Annotated in this window: 24 protein-coding genes; 23 read left to right on the top strand and 1 reads right to left on the bottom strand. The window is 41.6% G+C overall.

Features of this window, described 5'->3' with window-relative positions:
* Positions 1-51: 51 nt before the first annotated feature.
* The 19 genes from DXB39_RS05890 to DXB39_RS05795 all read left to right on the top strand — a co-directional run bounded on the left by DXB39_RS05890 (position 52) and on the right by DXB39_RS05795 (position 21,362).
* Entirely contained in the window at positions 52-1,380 is a 1,329-nt protein-coding gene (locus DXB39_RS05890; protein ID WP_117841227.1) for an MATE family efflux transporter, read from the top strand.
* An 82-nt stretch (positions 1,381-1,462) separates the two neighbouring features.
* Entirely contained in the window at positions 1,463-2,032 is a 570-nt protein-coding gene (locus tag DXB39_RS05885; protein ID WP_117840586.1) for a TetR/AcrR family transcriptional regulator C-terminal domain-containing protein, read from the top strand.
* A 144-nt stretch (positions 2,033-2,176) separates the two neighbouring features.
* Complete coding sequence (gene fucO / locus DXB39_RS05880) at positions 2,177-3,322, top strand: lactaldehyde reductase (RefSeq protein WP_117840588.1); 1,146 nt, start codon at positions 2,177-2,179, stop codon at positions 3,320-3,322.
* A gap of 209 nt (positions 3,323-3,531) precedes the next feature.
* Positions 3,532-4,581: a threonine aldolase family protein gene (locus tag DXB39_RS05875; protein ID WP_117840590.1), complete on the top strand. Its 1,050-nt coding sequence runs from the start codon at positions 3,532-3,534 to the stop codon at positions 4,579-4,581.
* Between the two features lie 59 nt (positions 4,582-4,640).
* Positions 4,641-4,889 (top strand): hypothetical protein, encoded by a 249-nt coding sequence (locus DXB39_RS05870; protein ID WP_117697539.1) that lies wholly within the window; start codon positions 4,641-4,643, stop codon positions 4,887-4,889.
* A 40-nt stretch (positions 4,890-4,929) separates the two neighbouring features.
* Entirely contained in the window at positions 4,930-5,148 is a 219-nt protein-coding gene (locus DXB39_RS05865; protein ID WP_117697541.1) for a hypothetical protein, read from the top strand.
* 9 nt (positions 5,149-5,157) lie between these two features.
* Positions 5,158-5,481 carry a hypothetical protein gene (locus tag DXB39_RS05860; RefSeq protein ID WP_117697543.1) on the top strand — a complete coding sequence of 108 codons (324 nt, stop codon included), beginning with the start codon at positions 5,158-5,160 and terminating at the stop codon, positions 5,479-5,481.
* Positions 5,435-5,767 (top strand): hypothetical protein, encoded by a 333-nt coding sequence (locus DXB39_RS05855; RefSeq protein ID WP_118172956.1) that lies wholly within the window; start codon positions 5,435-5,437, stop codon positions 5,765-5,767. Before DXB39_RS05860 ends, DXB39_RS05855 begins: the two co-directional genes overlap by 47 nt.
* An 11-nt stretch (positions 5,768-5,778) precedes the next feature.
* Positions 5,779-7,359 (top strand): spermidine synthase, encoded by a 1,581-nt coding sequence (locus DXB39_RS05850; RefSeq protein ID WP_242986069.1) that lies wholly within the window; start codon positions 5,779-5,781, stop codon positions 7,357-7,359.
* A gap of 147 nt (positions 7,360-7,506) precedes the next feature.
* On the top strand, positions 7,507-10,101 hold the full coding sequence (clpB, locus tag DXB39_RS05845; RefSeq protein ID WP_117697547.1) for an ATP-dependent chaperone ClpB: 2,595 nt from the start codon (positions 7,507-7,509) through the stop codon (positions 10,099-10,101).
* A 77-nt stretch (positions 10,102-10,178) separates the two neighbouring features.
* Positions 10,179-10,874, top strand: coding sequence for a polysaccharide deacetylase family protein (locus DXB39_RS05840; protein ID WP_022243921.1), 696 nt, complete (start codon positions 10,179-10,181; stop codon positions 10,872-10,874).
* Positions 10,875-11,097: 223 nt separating this feature from the next.
* Positions 11,098-12,423 (top strand): replication-associated recombination protein A, encoded by a 1,326-nt coding sequence (locus DXB39_RS05835; RefSeq protein ID WP_022243922.1) that lies wholly within the window; start codon positions 11,098-11,100, stop codon positions 12,421-12,423.
* A 19-nt stretch (positions 12,424-12,442) separates the two neighbouring features.
* Complete coding sequence (locus tag DXB39_RS05830; RefSeq protein WP_117840592.1) at positions 12,443-13,726, top strand: aminotransferase class I/II-fold pyridoxal phosphate-dependent enzyme; 1,284 nt, start codon at positions 12,443-12,445, stop codon at positions 13,724-13,726.
* Between the two features lie 10 nt (positions 13,727-13,736).
* A complete protein-coding gene (locus tag DXB39_RS05825; protein WP_117697551.1) occupies positions 13,737-14,597 on the top strand; it encodes a DMT family transporter in 861 nt (286 codons plus the stop codon).
* Between the two features lie 360 nt (positions 14,598-14,957).
* Positions 14,958-16,196 (top strand): serine hydroxymethyltransferase, encoded by a 1,239-nt coding sequence (gene glyA / locus DXB39_RS05815; protein ID WP_117697555.1) that lies wholly within the window; start codon positions 14,958-14,960, stop codon positions 16,194-16,196.
* Between the two features lie 210 nt (positions 16,197-16,406).
* Complete coding sequence (locus DXB39_RS05810; RefSeq protein ID WP_117697557.1) at positions 16,407-17,798, top strand: efflux RND transporter periplasmic adaptor subunit; 1,392 nt, start codon at positions 16,407-16,409, stop codon at positions 17,796-17,798.
* A complete protein-coding gene (locus tag DXB39_RS05805; protein WP_117697558.1) occupies positions 17,795-18,481 on the top strand; it encodes an ABC transporter ATP-binding protein in 687 nt (228 codons plus the stop codon). The genes DXB39_RS05810 and DXB39_RS05805 overlap by 4 nt, the downstream gene beginning before the upstream one ends.
* On the top strand, positions 18,478-20,094 hold the full coding sequence (locus DXB39_RS05800) for a biotin/lipoyl-binding protein (protein WP_117697560.1): 1,617 nt from the start codon (positions 18,478-18,480) through the stop codon (positions 20,092-20,094). The genes DXB39_RS05805 and DXB39_RS05800 overlap by 4 nt, the downstream gene beginning before the upstream one ends.
* A gap of 14 nt (positions 20,095-20,108) precedes the next feature.
* Complete coding sequence (locus tag DXB39_RS05795; RefSeq protein ID WP_117697562.1) at positions 20,109-21,362, top strand: ABC transporter permease; 1,254 nt, start codon at positions 20,109-20,111, stop codon at positions 21,360-21,362.
* Between the two features lie 76 nt (positions 21,363-21,438).
* Here DXB39_RS05795 and DXB39_RS05790 read toward each other — a convergent pair whose 3' ends face one another.
* Positions 21,439-21,675 carry a helix-turn-helix domain-containing protein gene (locus tag DXB39_RS05790; protein ID WP_117697564.1) on the bottom strand — a complete coding sequence of 79 codons (237 nt, stop codon included), beginning with the start codon at positions 21,673-21,675 and terminating at the stop codon, positions 21,439-21,441.
* A gap of 219 nt (positions 21,676-21,894) precedes the next feature.
* Here DXB39_RS05790 and DXB39_RS05785 point away from each other — a divergent pair, with 219 nt between their 5' ends.
* The 4 genes from DXB39_RS05785 (at position 21,895) to serS (ending at position 24,935) form a co-directional block, all read left to right on the top strand.
* Positions 21,895-22,359: a hypothetical protein gene (locus tag DXB39_RS05785; RefSeq protein ID WP_117840594.1), complete on the top strand. Its 465-nt coding sequence runs from the start codon at positions 21,895-21,897 to the stop codon at positions 22,357-22,359.
* A 279-nt stretch (positions 22,360-22,638) separates the two neighbouring features.
* The gene (locus DXB39_RS05780; RefSeq protein ID WP_022243932.1) at positions 22,639-22,917 is read left to right on the top strand and encodes a type II toxin-antitoxin system Phd/YefM family antitoxin; all 279 of its coding nucleotides are present in this window, start codon (positions 22,639-22,641) and stop codon (positions 22,915-22,917) included.
* A 5-nt stretch (positions 22,918-22,922) separates the two neighbouring features.
* A complete protein-coding gene (locus tag DXB39_RS05775) occupies positions 22,923-23,240 on the top strand; it encodes a type II toxin-antitoxin system RelE/ParE family toxin (protein ID WP_117840596.1) in 318 nt (105 codons plus the stop codon).
* 405 nt (positions 23,241-23,645) lie between these two features.
* The gene (gene serS, locus DXB39_RS05770; RefSeq protein ID WP_022243934.1) at positions 23,646-24,935 is read left to right on the top strand and encodes a serine--tRNA ligase; all 1,290 of its coding nucleotides are present in this window, start codon (positions 23,646-23,648) and stop codon (positions 24,933-24,935) included.
* The last annotated feature ends 11 nt before the right edge of the window (positions 24,936-24,946 follow it).

Genomic DNA, 24,946 nt, shown 5'->3' with positions numbered 1-24,946 from the left:
CAATGAGTGTCCTTGGGAAGCAGATTTTACCGGCAGAAAGGAAGGGTTACAATGGACGAAAATGAATTAATGGGCAGCATGAAGGTGTCGAAGGCAGTAGCAAAGATGGCAATTCCAAGTGTCATCAGCAGTCTGGTTACTGTCGTTTATAATATGGCGGATACATTTTTCGTAGGGCAGACAGGGGATCCGTTGCAGGTGGCAGCAGTCAGTCTGACGAATCCGATTTTTATATTATTCATGGCATTTGCCAATATGTTTGGTATGGGCGGAAGCGCAGCGGCATCTATGGCATTGGGCGAAAAGAAGGAAAAAAGAGTAAAGCAGGTTTCTTCTTTTATTACCTATGCATCACTTATCGTGGGAATTGTTTTTGCTGCAATTTTACTGGTTGGAATGCAGCCGGTTTTACAATTGTTTGGAGCAGATGCAGATACTTATGAACTGGCGAAAGGATACACAACATATATTTCTTATGGTGCACCGTTTATTATCTGGTCTGCGGCAGCAAGCTTTGTTGTGCGTGCGGACGGAGCCAGCCGGGAAGCTATGACAGGAAGTATGATAGGAACCGTGGCCAATATTATTTTAGACCCGATATTTATCAGTGGATTTGGTATGGGTGCAGCAGGCGCAGCCATTGCAACGACTATTGGAAATATAATGGCGAGTGTATATTATCTTTGGTATTTCTGTAGAAAGAGCAGGAACATGTCTATGGCATTCCGGTATTTTAAATGTGGGGACAGAATTCTGTCCCAGGTATGCTCGGCAGGACTTCCAACAGCTATTTTTTCTGCATTGATGAGCATTTCTACGATTATTTTAAACCAGATTCTGGTGGCATATGGAAATGCACCGGTAGCGGCTATTGGAATTGTATTTAAGGCAAATATGTTTATCACATTTTTACAGATGGGACTGGCAAATGGGGTACAACCGTTATTAGGCTATAGTTACGGTGCAGGGAACAGGGAGCGTTTTATTGCAGTGGAACGTTATACGAAGAAATGCTGTCTGATTGTAGGTGTATTGGCGACAGCACTGTTTTTCTTTTTCCGGGAGCCGATTATCCGCCTGTTTATTTCTGATACAGAGGTCATAAATTATGGTGTGGAAATGCTGATTGCTTATATGATTTCCGGTCCGGTCATTGGCATTTTATTTATGAATATGAACTGTATGCAGTCTACCGGAAATGCACTTCCGGCAACGATTCTTTCTATATTGAGACAGGGCGTACTTTTGATTCCGGTGCTTTACGGCTTGAATGCATTGCTCGGTCTGCACGGTGTTATCTACGGACAGGCATTGACGGATTATGTGGCAGTTCTCCTTTCTATTGTAATCTGGCGGTGGAAACGCAGGAAAACTTTATAGGCGAAAATGGTCAGGTTGCCTTTTTCACAGGTTGGTGCTATGCTGACGATAGTAGATTGGCAGAGTAAGTGGAGGAGAAGGCATGGAGCAGAATGTTCAGAAAGCAGAACAGATGAAATACCGGCTGGCAGATGCCATGAAGCAGTGTATGGCGAAGATGCCGATAGAACGGATTACAGTCCGGCAGATTGTGGAACTGAGCGGAACGACAAGACAGACATTTTACCGTCATTTTCAGGATAAATATGATCTGATAAACTGGTATTTTGACAAAATTTTAGCAGAATCCTTTGAACATATGGGAGAGGGAAAGACGGTATACGAGGGGCTGGTAAAGAAATTTGAATATATTGAGCAGGAAAAATTGTTTTTCCGGGCTGCATTTAAATCAGACAGCCAGAATTGCTTAAGAGACCATGATTTTGAACTGATTACCCGGTTTTATACGGATAAGATAGAAAAGAAATCAGGACAGAAATTATCGGAGCATCTTCATTTCCTTCTGGAAATGTATTGCCAGGGTTCAGTTTATATGACAATTCAATGGGTACTTGGAAGAAAGAAGACTACACCGAGGGAACTGGCAAAGGCACTGACGGAAGCGGTGCCGGCGGAACTGAAAGCAGTATTTGAAAAATTGCAGATGATATAGTGGTGACGGATGATGATTGAGAGTGGAATTTGCCCATGACAGATATTGAAAAATCAAGTGACAGAGTTGCCTTTTTGTAACTTTTTATTTGTCTTTTTCATTGGTAAAATAGGGGTATCAATAAAGGACAAAGGAGAAGATAAAATGGCAAACAGAATTATGTTAAACGAGACTTCCTACCATGGCGCAGGAGCAATTAAAGAAATCGCAAATGAGGCAAAGGCAAGAGCATTTAAGAAAGCATTTGTCTGTTCCGACCCGGATCTGATTAAGTTTGGCGTAACATCCAAAGTAACTGATGTATTGGATGAAGAAGGACTTGCTTATGAAATCTATTCAGATATTAAGGCAAATCCTACCATTCAGAACGTACAGCATGGTGTGGAAGCATTTAAAGCATCAAAAGCAGATTATATCATTGCAATTGGTGGTGGTTCTTCTATGGATACATCAAAAGCAATTGGTATCATTATTGCAAATCCGGAATTTGAGGATGTCAGAAGCTTAGAGGGTGTAGCTCCGACAAAGAAGCCTTGTGTTCCGATTATTGCTGTACCGACAACAGCCGGAACTGCAGCAGAAGTTACCATTAACTATGTAATTACAGATGTAGAGCGTAAGAGAAAATTTGTATGTGTAGACCCGCATGATATGCCGGTTATCGCAGTAATTGACCCGGAGATGATGTCATCTATGCCAAAGGGACTGACAGCTTCCACCGGAATGGATGCACTGACACATGCCATTGAAGGATATACTACAAAGGCTGCATGGGAAATGACTGATATGTTCCATTTGAAAGCGATTGAAATTATCAGCAGATCTTTAAGAAGTGCAGTTGCCAATGAAAAAGAAGGCCGTGAAGGAATGGCATTAGGACAGTATATTGCAGGAATGGGATTTTCTAATGTAGGACTTGGAATTGCACATTCCATGGCACATACATTAGGTGCTGTATATGATACTCCACATGGAGTTGCCTGTGCAATGATGCTTCCAATCGTAATGGAATACAACGCAGAATGCACTGGTGAGAAATATCGTGAGATTGCAAGAGCAATGGGTGTAAAAGGCGTAGATGACATGTCTGTAGAAGAATACAGAAAGGCAGCCATTGATGCGGTACAGCAGTTATCTGTAGATGTTGGAATTCCAACAAAATTAGAGGCGTTAAAGGAAGAAGACTTAGAATTCCTTGCAGAATCCGCTTTTGCTGATGCCTGTGCACCGGGCAATCCAAAGGATACAAATGTAGAGGATTTGAAAGCTTTATTCCGTAAACTGATGTAATCAGAAACTTAGACAATATATGATAGAAGAAAAGATAGCAGACTCCCGGAGCATCGGAAAAACGATGTTTCGGGAGTTCTTTATGAAAAATTTATTTGCGTCTGATAGGATGGAACCGTATAATAAATGTGGAAATCAAACCGGAGGAAGTAGGAAAAATCATAGAAGAAGAATCTATGTCAATATAGAATAGAGAGAGGAAAAGAAAAATGGCAGCACAGTTAGCTTTTGCAAGTGATTATATGGAAGGAGCACATCCGGCAATTCTCAAGAAGTTAGCGGAGACAAATCTGATAAAAAGTGCCGGATACGGACTGGATGAATATTCGGAAACTGCAAGGGAAAAGATTCGGAAGGCCTGCAATGCACCGGAGGCAGAGGTGCATTTTCTGGTGGGAGGAACGCAGACCAATGCCACGGTAATTGGTGCTCTGTTAGCATCCTATCAGGGAGTGATTGCGGCAGAGACCGGACATGTCAGTTCCCATGAGGCAGGAGCTATTGAAGCGGGTGGACATAAAGTGTTGACGATTCCGCAGACAGACGGAAAACTCAGCGCAGAAAAGGTAGAAGAAGTCTTAAATAAATTTAAAGAGGATGGCAACCGTGATCATATGGTGATGCCGGGAATGGTATACATTTCCCAGCCGACAGAATATGGAACCTTATATAACCGGCAGGAATTAGAAGCATTAAGTAAAGTATGCCGCAGCAATGGTATTCCACTTTATTTAGATGGAGCAAGACTGGCTTATGCACTGGCTTGTTCGGCGAATAATGTGACATTAGAAGATATTGCAGCATGCTGCGATGCCTTTTATATCGGAGGAACAAAATGCGGTGCATTGTTTGGAGAGGCAGTGGTATTTCCGAAGCCAGGACTTATTCCGCATTTCTTTACCATTATAAAACAGCATGGAGCACTGCTTGCTAAGGGACGGATACTTGGCATCCAGTTTGATGTCTTATTTGAAAATGATTTGTATGAGCATATCGGAGAGCCGGCAATTGCAACGGCAGATAAGATTCGGGAAGGCTTAAAGGAAAATGGAATTGAGCTTTATCTGGATGCTCCCACTAATCAGGTATTTTGTGTGGTAGACAATGCATTTATGGAAAAGCTTGCGCAAAAAGTTGAATTCAGCTTCTGGGAGAAAAAGGATGAGACGCATACGGTAATTCGTTTTGCAACCAGTTGGGCAACGACAATGGAAGACGTGGATGAGCTGATAAAATTGATTAAACAGATAAATGAGTAGATGAATGATAGACGGATAAACAGATAATGAATAAAAAGGATGGAATGAGGATTTAAAAGATGTGGGCAATACTAATGATAGTACTGTTTTTCAGTGCGTTTGCAGGAATCATCTATCTGATAAACCGGATTGGAAAATTTGGTTTCCTGAATAAAATAACAAAAGGAAAAAAGTGGCTGCGCATCCTAATTAGTGCGGTTTTGGTATGTGGAATCACCGTAATACTCTGGGTAGCGTGGGGTTCGATGAATGCTATGGTATGCTATAGTATGCATTCTGCATCTGATTATATTCTGGCTTATCAGTGACGGAATTTTTGCACTGATAAAAAAACGCCGGAAGAAATCTTTGAAAAGATATTATGCCGGAGCTGTGGCACTTGTATTTACCATAGGATATCTTGGAAGCGGCTGGTATCTGGCACATCATGTATGGGAGACGGACTATCAGATTCAGACGGATAAGGAAGTAGGAAGCCTTCGGGTGGCAGTATTTGCAGATTCCCATGTAGGGACAACTTTTCATGGGGAAGGCTTTGCCGAGCATATGAAAACCATAGAGGAGTAGCACCCGGATGTGGTTCTGATTGTGGGAGACTTTGTGGATGATGATACGACAAAAGAAGATATGATAGCCTGCTGCAAAGCATTAGGAGAGCTTGATACGACTTATGGTGTATATTATGTCTTTGGAAATCATGATAAAGGATATTATCCGCCGGAATACCGGGGCTATGATGGAAATGATTTGATAGTGGAATTAGAAAAAAATCAGGTACATGTTCTGCAGGATGAGGTAGAACTGATTGCGGATAAATTCTATATAATAGGAAGACAGGATAAATCCGAAGAATATGCAGAAAAAAAGAGCCACAATGGAAGAACTGACGGCAAACCTTGATCCGGATAAATTCTCCATTGTATTAGACCATCAGCCACAGGATTATGCAGCGCAGCAGAATGTCAATGTGGATCTGGTTCTTTCCGGACATACCCACGGTGGACAGCTATTCCCGCTGATGACCATTGAGAATCTTACGAAAATGACACCGGATGACCGTGTCTATGGATATGAGCAGAGAGAAAATACGAATTTTATTGTAACATCAGGAATTTCCGACTGGGCGATTAAGTTTAAAACGGGATGTAAGTCGGAGTATCTTATGATTGATATTGAAGGAAAATAAAAGAGGTGTATATGAAAAAGTTATTTTTGTATTTGACGGAATTTTTTGCAGGAATGTCAGTGATGGCAGTAGAGTTAGGCGCAAGCAGATTACTTGCACCATATTTTAGTTCTTCCCAGATAGTCTGGACAATCATTATCGGAACCATTATGATTGCCATGGCATTGGGAAATATTTATGGCGGAAGGACGGCAGACAAATCACCGAACCCGGATAAACTGTATGGAAGAATTATCATTGCCGCAATCTGGATTGCATTAATTCCGGTAGTGGGAAAATATATTATCATAGGAATATCAGCCCTTTTAATCTTTGCGGTAAATAATAATTTCCTGATTATTGCAGCTTTTGCAGCCTGCATGGTAATTTTCGTATTTCCGCTGTTTCTGTTGGGAACGGTAACACCATCCCTGGTAAAATATTCTGTTGATAATTTAGATGACAACGGAAAGACAGTAGGTACCTTAGGGGCATTTAACACCATCGGAAGCATCATTGGAACCTTTATCCCAACCTTTGTGACAATTCCGGCAGTAGGAACATCCGTTACATTTCTTATCTTTGCGGGAATTTTACTGGCATTATCCATCGTATATTTTATCAATGCGCATACCGGAAAGAAGAAAATAGTTGCATCTATTCTGATATTTGCACTGTGCTGCGGGTTTGGATATTCCGACTCATTTGCATTCTGGGAAAATAATCTGACCTATGAGGGGGAATCCGTATATAACTATCTTCAGGTATACGAAAATCAGGACAAGGTGTCCTTATCCACCAATGTGTTATTCGGTGTGCAGTCTGTGTATATGAAGCAGGATGAACTGACCGGCATGTATTATGATTATGCCATGGCGGCACCGCTTATGTTAAAAGACAAAGAAATATCAGACATGGATGTGCTGATTCTTGGAATGGGAACCGGTACTTATGCAACCCAGTGCCGGAAATATTTTGGAGATATGAATGTGGAAGGTGTTGAAATTGATGAGAAGATTACAAAGCTTTCCAGACAGTATTTTTCACTTTCGGAGGATGTGCCGGTAACGACTTATGATGGAAGAGCATTTTTAAATGCATCCGATAAGAAATACGATGTCATTATGGTAGATGCTTATCAGGATATTACGATTCCGTTTCAGATGTCTTCCGTTGAATTTTTTACGCTGGTAAAAGAGCATTTAAATAAAAATGGCGTAATGGTGGTGAATATGAACATGCGTGGGCAGAAAGAAGGAAATATTAACCAGTATCTTTCCGACACCATAGGAAGTGTATTTGGAACAGAATATACTGTGGATGTGGCAGGCTCTACAAACCGGGAACTGTTTGCATCCGACAATGGAGAAATTTTAAAGAATCTTTCTAACAACATTTCCAAGCTTGAAAATCAGGAGTTAAAGGGAATGATGACAGAGGTATTGGCAGATACCGTTTCCTATGAAAAGGGCGATTATATTCTTACAGATGATAAGGCACCGGTGGAACTTCTTGGAATGCAGGTGATTGATGAGATGATAAAAGATGAAGTTGCATATTATAAGGGAGTTTATAAAGAGGAAGGGCTGAAAGGACTGCTGAATTCCTTTTAAATATAAGAAAAATAGTAATTAACAAAAATTGTCTGAAAATTTTAGCACTCACCTCTTGACAGTGCTAATAATGCGTGCTATATTTATGCTTGGAAACAGAAATAACAGGAATTCGTTCATAGCACAGTGGGAAATGAGGTGAAAGATATGAACATTCAGAAATTTACACAGAAGTCAATGGAAGCAATCCAGGATTGCGAAAAATTAGCATATGAATATGGCAATCAGGAAATCGAGCAGGAACATCTTTTAGTGGCATTACTGCAGCAGGAAGATGGACTGATTTTAAAACTGATCGAGAAAATGGAAATCCAGAAGGAGCATTTTGTAGACAATGCAATCCGCCATCTGGAAGCAAGAACCAAGGTGTCCGGCGGCCAGGTTTATGTCGGCCAGGCATTGAATAAGGTATTGATTAGTGCAGAGGATGAGGCAAAGCAGATGGGAGATGATTATGTTTCTGTAGAGCATCTGTTTTTATCCTTATTAAGATATCCGAACCCTGCATTAAAGGAAATTTTTAAGGAATATGGTATTACAAGAGACCGTTTCCTGCAGGCACTGTCTACGGTGCGTGGCAACCAGCGTGTGACCTCCGATAATCCGGAAGCTACTTATGATACCTTAAATAAATATGGTTATGATATGGTAGAGAGGGCGAGAGACCAGAAGCTGGATCCGGTCATCGGACGAGATGCAGAAATCCGGAATGTAGTGCGTATTTTGTCCCGTAAGACGAAAAACAATCCGGTACTGATTGGCGAACCCGGTGTAGGTAAAACCGCAGTTGTAGAGGGACTGGCACAACGGATTGTACGTGGTGATGTTCCGGAAGGATTAAAGGATAAGAAGCTCTTTGCACTGGATATGGGTGCATTGGTAGCCGGAGCAAAATACCGTGGTGAATTTGAGGAACGTCTGAAAGCAGTATTGGATGAAGTAAAGAAATCCGAAGGACAGATTATCCTCTTTATCGATGAGCTGCATACCATTGTTGGTGCAGGAAAAACCGATGGAGCCATGGATGCCGGACAGCTTTTAAAACCAATGCTTGCCCGTGGAGAACTGCATTGTATCGGTGCTACCACATTGGATGAGTACCGGGAATACATTGAAAAGGATGCCGCATTGGAACGAAGATTCCAGCCGGTTATGGTAGACGAACCAACGGTAGAAGATACTATTTCTATCCTGCGTGGATTAAAGGAGAGGTATGAAGTATTCCATGGAGTAAAGATTACCGACAGTGCACTGGTTTCCGCAGCAGTGCTTTCGAACCGTTATATCTCAGACCGGTTCTTACCGGATAAGGCAATTGACCTGGTGGATGAAGCCTGTGCACTGATTAAGACAGAGCTTGATTCCATGCCGACCGAGTTAGACGAACTGAACCGTCGTGTCATGCAGTTAGAGATTGAAGAGACTGCATTGAAAAAAGAGGATGACCGTCTGAGCCAGGAGCGTCTGGCAGACTTACAGAAAGAGTTAGCAGAGCTTCGGAGTGAGTTCCAGAATAAGAAGGCACAGTGGGACAATGAAAAGAAATCCGTAGAGAAAGTCCAGAAGCTGCGTGAGGATTTGGAAAGCCTGAAAAATGAAATCCAGCAGGCAGAGCAGAGCTATGATTTAAATAAAGCGGCAGAATTAAAATATGGTAAGCTGCCGCAGTTACAGCAGCAGTTGGAAATTGAAGAAGAAAAAGTCAAAGGTGAAGATTTATCACTGGTACATGAAAGTGTCAGCGAAGAAGAAATCGCAAAGATTATCTCCCGCTGGACCGGAATCCCGGTAGCAAAACTGACTGAGAGCGAACGAAATAAGACACTGCACCTTGATGAAGAACTGCATAAACGTGTCATTGGACAGGACGAGGGCGTTACCAAGGTAACAGAAGCAATCATCCGTTCCAAAGCCGGAATCAAAGACCCGAGCAAGCCAATCGGTTCTTTCCTGTTCTTAGGACCAACCGGTGTAGGTAAGACAGAGCTTGCCAAAGCATTAGCAAGCTGCCTTTTCGATGATGAATCCAATATGGTCCGTCTCGATATGAGCGAGTATATGGAGAAATATTCCGTCTCCCGTCTGATTGGAGCACCTCCTGGATATGTAGGCTATGATGAAGGTGGTCAGCTGACGGAGGCAGTCCGCCGGAAACCGTATTCCGTAGTCCTCTTTGATGAGGTGGAAAAAGCACATCCGGATGTCTTTAATGTACTGCTTCAGGTACTGGATGACGGACGAATTACCGATTCCCAGGGACGTACCGTAGACTTTAAGAATACCATTATTATCATGACTTCTAACTTAGGCTCCATGCATCTGTTGGAGGGCATTGACGAAAATGGCGAGATTCGTCCGGAAGCAGAAGAAGCTGTCATGGAAGAACTGAAGGGTAACTTCCGGCCGGAATTTTTAAACCGTCTGGATGAAATTATTATGTTCAAGCCGCTGACCAAAGACAACATCGGCAACATTATCAAGTTACTGATGGAAGATCTGAATAAACGTCTTGCAGACCGTGAACTGAAAGTGGAGCTGACCAAGGCTGCCGAGGATTATATTACCGAGAAAGGTTATGACCCGGTATATGGTGCAAGACCACTGAAACGTTTCCTGCAGAAATATGTGGAGACATTGGCTGCAAAATTGATTCTTGCAGATAAAGTCAGAGAGGGAGATACCATTCTTATCGACCTTACCGATGGAGAACTGACTGCCAGCGCAAAACCGGCGACCGCCTGAAATGGTTCAAGCCTGACATAATAAGAAATGCAGTTGCTGCATATATTGTCAGGAGAGCAGAAAAGTAACGGTGTAAAATGAGTCGAATCCGAAAAGCATTGATATGGATGAATCTGGCACTGGCGGTATTGGTAATTGCCGCCGGAGCCTGTCGGATCCGTGTCAATCATCTGGTAAATGCAGAGAGCATGAATATAAAGAAAACAAGTGGAATAAAAGAGGTTGCATTGACATTTGACGATGGACCAAGCCCGGAATGTACGAAAGATTTACTGGAAGGGCTGAAGGAGCGCAATGTCAAAGCAACCTTTTTTGTAATCGGAGAGAAAGCAGAGGCATATCCGGATTTGATAAAGAAAATTCAGGATGATGGGCATATCATAGGAAATCATTCCTATACCCATGTGAACCTTGGCATCTTATCGAAGAAAGATGCCTGTGAGCAGATTCGAAAGACCAATGATGCCATTTATCAGATTACCGGGGAATATCCGCAGTTTTTGCGTTCTCCTTTCGGAAGCACCCAGAAGAATTTGGACTGTCAGATGAATATGATAGAGGTGCTCTGGGATGTAGACCCAAGGGACTGGGAGGTGCAGAATAAGGAAAAAGTCGTCAATAAAGTAATGACGGATGTCAAAGATGGTGATATTATTTTATTACATGACGGTTATGACAGCAGTATGCTGGCAGCCTTTGAGATTATTGACCGGCTGCAGGCACAGGGTTATGAATTTGTAACGGTAGATAAGCTGATATTTGAGTTACCTTGAGAAAAAAGAATGTTTCAATGGATTTTTTGTGTGTTTTCACTGGAAAATCGAGAAAAAATACCAGAATAGACTTGTCAAAAGGCAAAAATTAAGGTATGGTATCTTAGGATGAAATGAATTATTTTAAAGCTCAAATGTCATTTTGAAACCAAAAAAGTATAAAAATGAAGAAAAATAAGAGTAAAAATGCAAGATTCGTTTTGAAATTATGCAAGGAGCAAAAATGGATTTATTTGATTACATGCGGGAACAGAATATGGAAAAAGAGTCTCCCCTTGCGGCAAGACTTCGTCCCACGACCTTAGACGAAGTAGTCGGGCAGGAACATATTATCGGAAAGGACAAGCTGTTATATCGTGCCATTAAAGCAGATAAGTTAAGTTCTATTCTTTTCTATGGACCGCCGGGAACCGGAAAGACCACGCTGGCAAAAGTGATTGCCAATACCACCAGTGCTGAATTCCTTCAGATGAATGCTACATCTGCAGGAAAGAAGGACATGGAGGAAGTGGTGCAGCAGGCAAAGAACAATCAGGGAATGTATGGAAAGAAAACGATTCTTTTCATCGACGAGATTCATCGTTTTAATAAAGGACAGCAGGACTACCTTCTGCCTTTTGTAGAAGACGGAACGATTATCCTGATTGGTGCCACAACGGAAAATCCATATTTTGAAGTCAATGGAGCTTTACTATCCCGTTCCATTATTTTTGAACTGCATGCACTGGAAAAAGAAGATATTAAGAAGCTTTTGGTGCGGGCAGTTACTGATAAGGAAAAAGGAATGGGTGCATATCAGGCAGTCATCGATGAGGATGCACTGGAATTCATGGCAGATGTTGCCAATGGAGATGCAAGAGCAGCTCTTACCGCCATTGAACTTGGAATCTTAACCACACCACGAAGCGAAGACGGACTTATCCATATTACAATCGATGTGGCACAGGAATGTATCCAGAAGCGTGTAGTGAAATATGATAAGGCAGGCGATAATCATTATGATACGATTTCTGCATTTATCAAAAGTATCCGTGGAACAGACCCGGATGCAGCCCTTTATTACCTCGCAAGAATGTTATATGCAGGAGAAGATATCCGTTTCATCGCAAGAAGAATCATGATCAGCGCGGCAGAGGATGTTGGTACAGCAGACCCGATGGCATTGAATGTAGCGGTTTCTGCAGCACAGGCAGTAGAACGCATCGGTATGCCAGAGGCACAGATTATTCTTGCAGAAGCAGTTGCCTATGTGGCAAGTGCACCAAAGAGTAATGCATCCTATATGGGACTGAATCGTGCGATGGATGTGGTAGAACATACCAAAACGGCACCGATACCAAATCACTTAAAGGATGCACATTACAAATCCGCCGGAAAATTAGGACATGGTCTGGGTTATCTTTATTCCCATGATTACCCGCACCACTATGTCAGACAGCAGTATCTTCCGGATGGGCTGACGGATTCGGTATTTTACGAGCCGACCGACAATGGAAAAGAAAAAGAAATCGCCCAGTGGCTTCACTGGTTAAAAGAAAATGATGAATGATACAGGAGGAAGGAATAAGATGCAGTCTTATCAGGAAATGTCAAAAGAAGAATTGTATAAGGTAAAGGAAGGTCTTGAAAAAGAGTATGCAAAATACAAGGGAATGGGTCTTTCTTTAAATATGGCAAGAGGAAAGCCGGCAGCAACCCAGCTCGACCTTGTCATGCCGATGCTGGATGTATTAAACAGCAGCAGTGAATTAATTGCAGAAGATGGTACAGATTGTAGAAATTATGGAGAATTAAAAGGAATTCCGGAAGCAAGAAAATTAATTGCAGATATGGTAGGAAGCACACCGGACCATGTTTTTGTATACGGTAATTCCAGTTTAAATGTTATGTACGATACCGTATCCCGTTCCTTTACCCACGGTGTCATGGGAAGTACACCATGGTGCAAACTGGATAAAGTAAAATTCTTATGTCCGGTACCGGGCTATGACCGTCATTTCGGAGTAACAGAATTTTTCGGTGTAGAAATGGTAAATGTACCGATGACTTCCGAAGGACCGGATATGGATATGGTAGAGCGTCTGGTAAGCAGCGATGATTCCATTAAAGGAATCTGGTGTGTACCAAAATATTCCAATCCTCAGGGAATCACTTATTCCGATAAAACTGTCCGCCGTATGGCAGCATTAAAGCCGGCAGCAGAAGACTTCCGTATTTACTGGGACAATGCCTATGTAGTACATCATCTCTATGAAGATGAGCAGGATGACCTTTTAGATATCATCAGCGAATGTGAGAAAGCCGGCAACCCGGATATGGTATATGAATTCTGCTCTACATCAAAGGTAAGCTTCCCAGGAAGCGGTATCGCAGCAATTGTAACCTCTAAGGCAAACCTTGAGTTCATTGAAAAACAGTTTACGATGCAGACCATCGGACATGATAAGATTAATCAGCTTCGTCATGTACGTTATTTCAAAAATATTGACGGAATCAATGCACATATGATGAAACAGGCAGCAATTATGCGTCCGAAGTTTGAAATGGTAGAAAGAACATTGCAGGATGAATTAGGCGAGCTTGGAATCGGTTCCTGGATTAGCCCGAAGGGTGGATACTTCATCTGCTTTAATACTTTACCGGGATGTGCAAAGAGTGTTGTTGCCAAAGCAAAAGAAGCAGGCGTTGTTATGACACCGGCAGGAGCACCTTTCCCTTATGGAAAAGACCCGGAGGATTCTGTTATCCGTATTGCACCAAGCTTCCCGACTATGGAAGAACTTGAGACAGCAACTAAAATTTTTGTACTTTGCGTCAAACTTGCAAGCGTAGAAAAACTGCTTGCAGAATAGAAAGAATCATATGAAACAGGAAAAAAGACAGGGAATTTTATTTATTATAGGAGCAGGCTTCTTCTTTGCACTGATGACATTTTTTGTCCGGCTGTCAGGAGACCTGCCTACGATGGAAAAGGCTTTTTTCCGAAATGCAGTAGCTGCCATTGTGGCAGCTTTTCTGCTCATCCGGGCAAAAGAGCCATTCTATGCACCAAAGAAAAGCTGGGGCGGACTCTTCATGCGAAGCTTCTGCGGAACGGTAGGATTAATCTGTAATTTCTATGCCATTGACCGGCTGAATATTGCAGATGCCAATATGTTAAATAAGTTATCGCCTTTCTTTGCAATTATTATGTCAACCTTTATCTTAAAGGAAAAGGCAAATAAAGTAGAATGGGGAGCAGTTGTGCTGGCATTTACCGGAGCACTACTTGTCATTAAGCCATCCTTTGATATACAGTTTGTTTACGGACTGATTGGAGCACTGGGCGGACTGGGTGCAGGAATTGCTTATACCTATGTGCGTAAATTGGGAAAAATGGGAGTGAAGGGACCGGTTATTGTCCTTTGTTTTTCACTCTTTTCCTGTGTTGTCACATTGCCATTTTTTATCATCGGATATAAGCCTATGAGCATGACACAGTTTGTCTGCCTTATGCTGGCTGGCGTATGTGCAGCAGGCGGACAGATCTGCATTACCACAGCATATACGAAAGCACCGGCAAAAGAGATATCTGTTTTTGATTACACCCAGATTGTCTTTGCAGCACTTCTTGGCATTCTGTTCCTGGATCAGATACCGGATGTCCTCAGTATTGCAGGCTATATTGTAATCATTGGAACTGCCATATTTAAGTGGCAGTATAATATGAAATACGACACCTAGAAAAGGAAATTGGAAAAGATTTCTGAAAATGCACTTTTTTACGGTAATGCGTAAAATTACAGTTGCGTTGAATCAGGCTATCACTTATAATGATACTCAAAGTAAATATATTGGGCGATTGCGAAATTGGATAGATGTACTTTCTGAAATTTTAGATATAAAAGGGTATTTGAAGTTATTTGTACTGGAATGCCAGCAGTTCTTAAGTGTATGTTTTTATCGCGTTACGCAAAACATGCCTTTTAGAACTGCGGGATTTCAGTGCAGACTCCAAATCCCCTTTCATAGCAAAATTTTGAAAGAAAAGCTGTCCCCTTTTGCAATCGCCTAAAGAAAATCACATAGAGAAGGAGAAGAAACATGTATACATTAGAAGATATTCAGGCAGTGGACATGGAAGTTGCAGATGCCATTACCAAAGAATTTGACCGTCAGAACAGCCACATTGAGCTGATCGCATCTGAGAACTGGGTAAGCCCGGCAGTAATGTCAGCAATGGGCAGTGTAATGACCAATAAATATGCAGAAGGATATCCGGGAAAGAGATATTATGGTGGATGTGACTGCGTTGATATTGTAGAGAACCTGGCAATTGAGAGAGCAAAAGAGCTGTTTGGCTGTGACTATGTAAATGTACAGCCACATTCCGGTGCACAGGCAAACATGGCTGTACAGTTTGCTATTTTAAAACCGGGTGATACCGTAATGGGAATGAACTTAGACCATGGTGGACATTTAACACACGGAAGTCCGGTAAACTTCTCCGGAACATATTTCCATATTGTGCCTTATGGTGTAAATGATGAAGGCTTCATTGACTATGACAATGTTATGCAGATTGCAATGGAATGTAAGCCAAAGATGATTATTGCAGGTGCATCTGCATATGCAAGAACCATTGATTTCAAGAAATTCCGTGAAATCGCAGATGCCTGTGGTGCAGTTCTTATGGTTGATATGGCACATATCGCAGGACTTGTTGCAGCAGGACTTCATCCAAGCCCAATCCCATATGCAGATGTTGTAACAACAACAACCCATAAGACCTTAAGAGGACCAAGAGGCGGAATGATTCTCTGCAATCAGGAAGCAGCAGATAAATATAACTTTAATAAGGCAGTATTTCCGGGAATCCAGGGTGGACCTTTAATGCATGTCATTGCAGCAAAGGCAGTCTGCTTAAAAGAAGCGTTACAGCCGGAATTCAAGGTATATCAGCAGGGTATTATTGATAATGCCCAGGCACTTTGCAAGGGATTATTAAGCCGTGACATCAGGATTGTATCCGGCGGAACTGACAACCATCTGATGTTAGTAGACCTTACTAATTATGATTTGACAGGTAAGGCAGTAGAAAAATTATTAGACTCTGTAAATATCACCTGTAATAAGAATACCATTCCGAATGATCCAAAGTCTCCATTTGTAACCAGTGGCGTCCGTCTCGGTACTGCAGCTGTTACATCAAGAGGCATGAATACAGAGGATATGGATAAGATTGCAGAAGCAATTGCCATGATGATTAAAGAGGGTGAAACAGCTTCTGAAAAAGCAAGAGCAATCGTATCAGAGTTAACTGCAAAATATCCTTTGAAATAAATTACAAAAAATTTCGTCAGGAAATTAATGATTTCTTAAGAAATCTTAGGAATTATCCATGCTGTATTTCAGATAAGAAAATGATAAAATAGTCGTAAAGTATGAAAGCTTTACGGCTATTTTTTCGATTGTCAGGCATTCCTGAGAAACTGCCAACGGCAGCTTCTACAGGTAAAAGGCAGAAAAAAGGAATTATTCAGGAGGAGACAGATGAGCAAAAAGAAGGTAGGCATTATTATTGGAGTTATTGCAGCTGCAGTAGTTGCAGCCGGAGTAGGATTCTATTTCCTAAGAGGAAAGAGCAGTGGTGGAAATTCGGCAGACAAGGTATATGTAGAAAAAGTATCTGCAATCATGAACCAGTCAGCAGGAGTCAATAACCGTTACAGTGGTGTGGTAGAACCACAGGAGACCTTAGAGATAAATAAGGATTCCGAACGTAAGGTAAAGGAAGTATACGTTTCTGTTGGTGATGAAGTAGAAGAGGGAACCGTATTATTTTCCTATGATACAGAGGATTTGCAGATGCAGATAGACCAGGCAAAGCTTGAGATGGAAGGCATTGCAAATGACATTTCAAATTCAAATGCACAGATTGCAGAATTACAGAAAGAAAAAGCAAGTGCACCGGAAGACCAGCAGTTTGAATATACCACACAGATTCAGACTCTGCAGACTTCCATTAAGCAGTCAGAATATAACAAGAAAAGCAAACAGGCAGAGATTGACAAATACCAGAAATCCATCGACAACTCAGAAGTAACCAGTAAGATGGCTGGTGTTGTAAAAGAAATCAATGAAAACGGGGTGGATTCCAATGGAAATACTGTAGCATATATGAAAATATTAGCTACAGGCGAGTACCGTGTAAAGGGAACGATTGATGAGACTTCTGTAGGAACAATATCTGAGGGAACACCGGTTATTTTACGTTCCAGATTAGATGAGACGCAGACCTGGACAGGAAGTATTTCCAAGATTGATACTGAAAGCACGCAGACTGACAGTAATTCTTCTTATATGTATGATGGAAGCAGCTCCGGAGATTCTGCGTCCAAGTATTCATTTTATGTTACTTTGGACAGTACAGACGGACTGATGTTAGGACAGCATTTATATATAGAGCCGGATTACGGACAGGGCGAGGTTGAAGAAAAGGAAGGACTCTGGCTGTATGACTATTATATTGTGCAGGATGATGGAGACCCATATGTGTGGGCAGCAGATAAGAAGAACCGTCTGGAAAAACGTAAAGTGGAATTAGGCGAGCATGATGAAAATCTGGGTGAATATGAGATTAAATCCGGACTTTCTGAAGATGACCTGATTGCATTCCCGATGCAGGGACTGTATGAGGGTGTAGCTGCAGTTACCAATATGGAAGAAGTAGATTATTCTTCTCCGTTATACAATCAGGAATCTACAGATGATTCCGGTATGGATGAGGGAATGTATGATGAAGCCGGAACTGAATCTATGGATGAAGGCATGTATAATACTGACGGAACCGAATACATGGACGAAGGAATATATGATGAAGCCGGAACTGAATTAACAGATAGCGGCGAGTCAGGTGCGACAGATTCGGAGGTGGTTGAATGATTCTGAATCTGCAGCATATCTATAAAGATTACAATCAGGATAAACTGGTAGTTCCGGTATTGAAGGATGTATCTTTACAGGTAGAAGAAGGAGAATATGTTGCTATCATGGGACCGTCCGGTTCCGGAAAGACAACATTGATGAATATTATCGGATGTCTGGACAGACCGACTTCCGGAACCTATGAACTGGCAGAAAAGGATGTCTTAAACTTAAAAGACCGTGAGATGTCGGCTGTCCGACTGAACAGTATTGGATTTGTATTCCAGAGTTTTCAGCTGATGCCAAGGGAAAGTGCACTGGATAACGTATCACTTCCGCTGAGCTATGCCGGTGTAAAGAAGAAAGAACGGAAAGAAAGAGCACAGAAGGCATTGGAGCGTGTAGGCTTAGGAGACCGTTCCGGATTCCGCCCGACACAGCTTTCCGGTGGACAGAAGCAGAGAGTGGCAATTGCCCGTGCCATGGTAAATAATCCGAAGATTTTACTGGCGGATGAGCCGACCGGAGCATTGGACCAGAAATCCGGTAAACAGATTATGGAACTGTTCCAGAGCCTGAATGATGAGGGCGTTACCATTGTCATGATTACCCACGATATTAATATTGCAAAGCAGGCAAAGAGAATCCTCCATATAGTAGACGGAGAAATATTTACAGACGATGAGGAGGGCAAGGCATGAAAAAGAAAGTTATAATTGCAATTCTAATCGTAGTTTTAACCGGAGGTGGAATCACCGGAGGAGTAGTAGGATACCGGGCATACCAGAACAGTAAGCTGGTAGCAGAGGTACAGTCAGTATCCATGTTAAATACCGGTTTCTGGGGTGACAGCATGGAAAGTGACGGAACCGTGACCAATGGACAGCAGCAGGATGTTTATGTCAGCACAGAGCAGACCGTTCAGAAAGTATTTGTAACAGAAGGACAGGAAGTATCCGAAGGTGACCCACTGTTACAGTATGATATGACCAATATTGACCTTGCAATTGAGATGAAGAAATTAGACATCCAGACGACCGAAAATAATATTGCTGTAGCACAGAAGGAATTGGAAAAGCTTAAAAATACCAAGCCGGTCAGCAATACCACAACAAGTACACCGTCTGTAGACAGTGTGACACCATCAGCACCGGAAACACCATCTACGGATACTTCTGTAACCACACCGGATACGGTAGAAGAGAAGAACGGAGATGCCTATAATTATATTTCAACAACGGCGCAACCATATACCGGAGATGGAAGCCAGGAGAATCCATACCGCTTCTTATGTACAAAGGAAGCATATGTCTATGGAAGCTATCTGAATACATTGAAAAGTGAGGGGAAGGTTGCGGTATTTGAAATTCATGACGGAAATACCGTAGCCGGAACCTTAATCAGTGCATGGACAAAAGTCGGTGCAGCTTTAGAGGAAGCAGACCCGGATGCAAAATGGTATGTTATTGATGGAAGTAAAGTAATTAATGAGCCGGATATCCCGGATACCCCGGTCGAACCGGTTGTACCGGATACACCATCTGTACCGGATGATAACCAGCAGAGCGGATATACGGCAGATGAACTGGCAAAAGAGATTGCGGATAAAGAAAAAGAACTGACTAAGCTTGATCTGGATAAAAGAAAAGCGGAGCTTGCGTTGAAACAGATGGAAAGCCAGTCAGAAGATGGAATGGTTTATGCTGAGTTTAATGGTACCGTAAAGAAAGCAGGAGATCCGGATAATCTTCCAAATGATGGAAGTGCATTTTTGACACTTTCCGGTTCGGATGGTCTATATGTAAAAGGAATACTAAATGAGCTTGCATTGGAACAGGTGAAGGTGGGACAGAGTGTTACAGCAACCTCCTGGAGCACCGGAATGGTATTCGATGCAACGATAACAGAGATTAATGATTACCCGGAAGATGCAAATGGATATTATGGCAGTGGTAATCCAAATGCCTCCTATTATGGTTATACTGCATATATTGAAGACAGTACCGGACTTAGCAATGGAGATAACTTAAGCCTTTCCATCAATCTTGGCGGAGATGAAGATGCTTCTGATAAGATTTATCTGGATAAAGCGTATGTGCGTAAGGAAGATGGTAAGAGCTATGTCATGAAGGATGATGGAACCGGTCATCTGGTAAAGCAGTATGTGAAGACAGGAAAGACCATATACGGATATGCAGTAGAAATCAAATCCGGAGTTACAATGGATGATTATCTTGCTTTTCCATATGGCAAGACAGCAAAAGAAGGAGTCAAAACCAATAAGGATGAAGATTCCGGAACTGAAATGTATTAGTAGGAGGGACGAACATGTTAGAAAATTTAAGATTATCTTTTCAGGGTATCTGGTCACACAAGATGCGTTCCTTCTTAACTATGCTGGGTATTATTATTGGTATTGCAGCAATTATTGCAATTGTATCTACGATTAAAGGAACGAATGAACAGATTGAGCAGAACCTGATTGGCGCAGGCGATAACAATGTTACAGTGCAGTTGTATCAGGGAGATTATTCCATGGATTTTTCCTATGGAAGTGTACCGGGTGGAATTCCGGTAATTACAAATGAAGCACTGGAGCAGATTAAAGATCTGGATGAAGTAGAGGATGCATCTTTATTCCTTTCCAGACAGGATTATGATGGAGCATACTATAAAAATACTTCTCTTTCCGGCGGTTATATTATGGGAGTAGACAATGGCTACTTTAATACTGCGGGAATGATTATGAAGAGCGGGCGCTGCTTTACCGAAGAGGACTACAGTGATTTTGCAAAGGTCGCAATCTTAGATGAAGATTCTGCAGAAGCATTATTTCAGGGCGAGAATCCAATTGGAAAGACCATTGAGATTAAGCAGCAGCCATATATTGTTGTAGGAATTGCAACCAAGAGCGAGCAGTTCGAACCGGTTATCAATTCCATGGATGATTATTATACTTATTCCCAGGACAGCAGTGGTAAGATTTATGTACCATCTGTAACCTGGCCGATTATCTATCGTTATGACGAACCACAGCAGGTTCTCATTAAAGCAAAGAGCACCAGCGATATGACCAATGCAGGAAAGAAGAGTGCCGATATTTTAAATGGCTATCTTGCAACATCGGATGATACCATTAAGTACAAATCCGAAGACTTACTGGAGCAGGCAAAACAAATTCAGCAGTTGAGCCAGTCCACCAATACCATGTTAATCTGGATTGCCGGAATTTCCCTTCTGGTTGGCGGTATCGGTGTAATGAATATCATGCTGGTATCCGTAACGGAGCGTACCAGTGAGATTGGTCTGAAGAAAGCAATCGGAGCAAGAAAGTCTGTTATCTTAGGACAGTTCTTAACCGAGGCAGCAGTACTTACCAGTTTAGGCGGATTGATTGGAGTTCTGGTGGGAATCATATTAGCTGAGATTATCTCAAAACTTAGTACCACACCGGTTGCCATCAGTGCACCGGCAGCCGTAGGCGGCGTGGTATTCTCCATGATTATCGGAATTATTTTCGGTCTTCTGCCATCCTATAAGGCAGCAAACTTAGACCCAATCGAGGCATTGCGTCACGAGTAAAAAATAGAAAAATGTAGACCTATAGGACAAGATGTAAAAAAGAGAGGAAAATTCAGAAGATGAAATTTCCTCTCTTTTATGTTGCATTTTTATGGCGTAAATGAGCTGTTTTTATATCAGAAAGACCAAGAAAATAATCGGAAGAAACACTATAGTAATGGCAGAGCTTCAGAAGATGGCGGATAGGAAGCTCATTAGCACCACGTTCGTAACGGGCATACATGGTCTGGGAAGTTCCGAGAACGTCGGCAATTTCCTGCTGGGTTTTGTCATGGTCTTCGCGTAAATTACGCATTCGCTGTATATAATCCATATAATCTCCAAATCTAAAAATAAATCCGGAATTTTTCAAAAATAAATTTATATAATTCTCAAAAAATCCAGAATATATCCTAAAAATAGTATGTCTTGCAGAGGACTTTTTTAATTTATCATAATAAAGATGTTTACTATTGATTTTAGTAAATATATGTACTAAAATAGAGAGCAGTTCAAATGATAAAAGGAAGATAAACAGGAAAGGCGGACATTTATGAAAAACAGAAAGATTTCAACAGCAATAGCGGAAAAAGTTATGACAGGAGTATTAACGATACTTATGGCAATATCAGTTACAGCCTGTGGCAGCACGAAAGAGCAGGCAAATCCAGCCGCCACAGAAGTGACCGAAGCAGTTGCCACAACTGAGACAGAGAGCGAGACAGCAACGGAGGCAAAGGTAGAAAATGAGGTCGTGACAGAGACCGAGGCAGTGACGGAGACAGAAACAGAGGAGCCGGTGCTGTTTCGGGTGAAGGTTACGAATTCAAATGGAGCATATTTAACAGACCAGCCAAGCAGTGAAGTATATAGTGAATACTTTTTGGTGGAAAATGGAACAGAGTTTGATGTATTAGAAGTTTTTGAAAATGATACAGAGGCGGCTACCTTTTATGGGGTTGATTGGAATGGACATAGAGAGTTTTTGTGGGATAAAGATGTCACCGTTATCGACTAACCATACATTCATCACATTTTTCAGCAACACAGTATTTTAGATATAAAGAACTGCAAAAATTTTGTTAAAAGAAAAATCGCTTAGACCGTGAATGTGCCAAGGCACATTCTTTTTCCAGAAATGAACATGGATATAGTAAAAAGTAACAAAAATTCCTTCCGAATTTTGTTATGGGTTTTATGGTTTTACGATGGTTTACGATGGTTTACGAATGGAAAACTTGATAACATAGTCAAATTATGATATGATGTGACTATAATATAGGCGGAGGTGTTTTTTATGCATGCATTACAGGAAACAATACGACCATCTGCAGATTTAAGAAATCATTATAGTGAAATTTCAAAACAATGCAGAGAAGAAAATGAAGCGGTTATAATCACAGTAAACGGTCGTGGTGATACAGTCTCTCTTTCGTATGAGGAATATAAAAGAATGAAGTCAAGAATAGAACTTTTGGAAATTCTTACAGAAGCGGAAGATGATGTAAAGAATGGTAGAGTAGCACCGGTTCGTGAAACATTTGATGATTTAAGACAAATGCTTGGGGAGGAATAGAATTATTGAAATATGAAGTTGTTCGTACAGAAACGGCAGATGCGCAGATTAGAAAAATCGTATTGTATATAGCCGAAAATTTTGGTAATAAGGTTGCACTGGAAAAATTAGAAGAACTGGAACAGAATATTCTTGATTTGGCGGTTCATCCATTAAAGGGGGGAGAACCGCATTATCTTGTATTGAAAAGACAAGGGCATCGGGTGTTGATATTGGAAAAAAATCTGGTTTTCTATAAGATAAATGAAGAAAATAAAAGAGTTATAATCTATGCTGTTGTTGATCAGCGCCAGGATTACTTAAATATAATCAGAGGATTGTAGAATCCCCTTGCGTAAATCCAATCCCCGCGCTATAATAGGGAACAGAGTAAAAACAGCGTTTGACGAAAGCTAAGATTGACGGAATAATTCAGAGAGCCGGCGGCTGGTGTGAGCCGGTATTAGGAAGCAATTGGTCCACTTTCGGAGGCTGGTGGTGAAAGCCACGGGTTCGTACCCCTTATGATACGCAATGAAGTGGTCGCAGGCAAAGAAGAGAAGACGTAAAAAGAGATGCGGCAAAATGGGTGGCAACGCGGAACGGTAGATAAGCCTTTCGTCCCATGTATGAAAATGCATGGGATGGAAGGCATTTTTTATGCGAGTAGCGAGAAAAATCGCATGCTTACGAATCAATCCTATAAAATTTTCAAAAAAAGCACATGATATCAAAGAAGGAGAACAAAGATGATTGATTTAAAATTCTTACGGGAAAATCCGGACATCGTAAAAGAGAACATTAAGAAGAAATTCCAGGATCACAAATTGCCACTGGTAGACGAGGTAATTGAGTTAGATGAGCAGGCAAGAAGTGCACAGCAGGAAGCAGATGCATTACGTGCAAACCGTAACAGTATTTCCAAGCAGATTGGTGCATTGATGGGACAGGGCAAGAAAGACGAAGCTATGGCATTAAAAGAGCAGGTAAGCAAAGATGCAGCCCGCCTTGCAGAGTTAGAAGAGCAGGAAAAAGATTTACAGGAAAAGATTACCAGGATTATGATGACAATTCCAAACATCATAGACCCATCCGTTCCGATTGGAAAAGATGATTCCTGTAACGTAGAAATTGAAAAATTTGGTGAGCCGGTTGTTCCGGATTTTGAAATCCCATATCATACCGATATCATGGATCGTTTCCATGGTATTGATTTGGACGCAGCAGGAAAAGTTGCGGGAAATGGCTTCTACTATCTGATGGGAGACATTGCAAGAGTACATTCTGCAGTTATTTCTTATGCAAGAGATTTTATGATTGACCGTGGATTCACATACTGTGTACCACCATTTATGATTCGGAGCAATGTTGTAACCGGTGTTATGAGTTTTGATGAAATGGATGCCATGATGTATAAAATCGAAGGCGAGGATTTGTATCTGATTGGTACTTCTGAGCATTCCATGATTGGTAAATTCATTGATACCATCAATGATGAAGAAAAACTTCCATATACTCTGACCAGCTACTCTCCATGTTTCCGTAAAGAAAAAGGAGCACATGGTATTGAAGAACGTGGTGTATATCGTATCCACCAGTTTGAGAAGCAGGAAATGATTGTTGTATGTAAGCCAGAAGAGTCCAAAGAGTGGTATGACAAGCTCTGGAAGAATACCGTAGATTTGTTCCGCAGCTTAGATATTCCGGTACGTACCCTTGAGTGCTGTTCCGGAGACTTAGCAGACTTGAAAGTGAAATCCTGTGACGTAGAAGCATGGTCTCCACGTCAGAAGAAATACTTCGAAGTAGGAAGCTGCTCTAACTTAGGCGATGCACAGGCAAGAAGACTGAAAATCCGTGTCAAAGGCAAGGATGGAAATAAATATTTCGCACATACCTTAAATAATACTGTAGTTGCACCACCTCGTATGCTGATTGCGTTCTTAGAGAACAACCTCAATGCGGACGGAAGCGTAAATATTCCAAAGGCATTGCAGCCATATATGGGTGGAAAAGAAAAACTGATTCCACTGGATTAATAGAAAATAAG

This window comes from Roseburia sp. OM03-7AC, from assembly GCF_003462625.1.
GTDB lineage: Bacteria > Bacillota > Clostridia > Lachnospirales > Lachnospiraceae > Roseburia_C > Roseburia_C amylophila.
Note: the sequence above shows the minus strand (reverse complement) of the source record. Positions and strands in the feature narration are given on the sequence as shown.

Bases quoted from the DNA above. Each gene is read 5' to 3' on its own strand.
- DXB39_RS05870 (WP_117697539.1), top strand. From the start codon at position 4,641: ATGTGGGCAATACTAATGATAGTACTGTTTTTCAGTGCGTTTGCAGGA.
- DXB39_RS05855 (WP_118172956.1), top strand. From the start codon at position 5,435: ATGCAGAAAAAAAGAGCCACAATGGAAGAACTGACGGCAAACCTTGAT.
- DXB39_RS05835 (WP_022243922.1), top strand. From the start codon at position 11,098: ATGGATTTATTTGATTACATGCGGGAACAGAATATGGAAAAAGAGTCT.
- fucO (WP_117840588.1), top strand. From the start codon at position 2,177: ATGGCAAACAGAATTATGTTAAACGAGACTTCCTACCATGGCGCAGGA.
- DXB39_RS05885 (WP_117840586.1), top strand. From the start codon at position 1,463: ATGGAGCAGAATGTTCAGAAAGCAGAACAGATGAAATACCGGCTGGCA.
- DXB39_RS05780 (WP_022243932.1), top strand. From the start codon at position 22,639: ATGCATGCATTACAGGAAACAATACGACCATCTGCAGATTTAAGAAAT.
- DXB39_RS05805 (WP_117697558.1), top strand. From the start codon at position 17,795: ATGATTCTGAATCTGCAGCATATCTATAAAGATTACAATCAGGATAAA.
- DXB39_RS05875 (WP_117840590.1), top strand. From the start codon at position 3,532: ATGGCAGCACAGTTAGCTTTTGCAAGTGATTATATGGAAGGAGCACAT.
- DXB39_RS05850 (WP_242986069.1), top strand. From the start codon at position 5,779: ATGAAAAAGTTATTTTTGTATTTGACGGAATTTTTTGCAGGAATGTCA.
- DXB39_RS05810 (WP_117697557.1), top strand. From the start codon at position 16,407: ATGAGCAAAAAGAAGGTAGGCATTATTATTGGAGTTATTGCAGCTGCA.
- DXB39_RS05825 (WP_117697551.1), top strand. From the start codon at position 13,737: ATGAAACAGGAAAAAAGACAGGGAATTTTATTTATTATAGGAGCAGGC.
- DXB39_RS05800 (WP_117697560.1), top strand. From the start codon at position 18,478: ATGAAAAAGAAAGTTATAATTGCAATTCTAATCGTAGTTTTAACCGGA.
- clpB (WP_117697547.1), top strand. From the start codon at position 7,507: ATGAACATTCAGAAATTTACACAGAAGTCAATGGAAGCAATCCAGGAT.
- DXB39_RS05790 (WP_117697564.1), bottom strand. From the start codon at position 21,675: ATGGATTATATACAGCGAATGCGTAATTTACGCGAAGACCATGACAAA.
- glyA (WP_117697555.1), top strand. From the start codon at position 14,958: ATGTATACATTAGAAGATATTCAGGCAGTGGACATGGAAGTTGCAGAT.
- DXB39_RS05785 (WP_117840594.1), top strand. From the start codon at position 21,895: ATGAAAAACAGAAAGATTTCAACAGCAATAGCGGAAAAAGTTATGACA.
- DXB39_RS05795 (WP_117697562.1), top strand. From the start codon at position 20,109: ATGTTAGAAAATTTAAGATTATCTTTTCAGGGTATCTGGTCACACAAG.
- DXB39_RS05890 (WP_117841227.1), top strand. From the start codon at position 52: ATGGACGAAAATGAATTAATGGGCAGCATGAAGGTGTCGAAGGCAGTA.
- serS (WP_022243934.1), top strand. From the start codon at position 23,646: ATGATTGATTTAAAATTCTTACGGGAAAATCCGGACATCGTAAAAGAG.
- DXB39_RS05840 (WP_022243921.1), top strand. From the start codon at position 10,179: ATGAGTCGAATCCGAAAAGCATTGATATGGATGAATCTGGCACTGGCG.
- DXB39_RS05830 (WP_117840592.1), top strand. From the start codon at position 12,443: ATGCAGTCTTATCAGGAAATGTCAAAAGAAGAATTGTATAAGGTAAAG.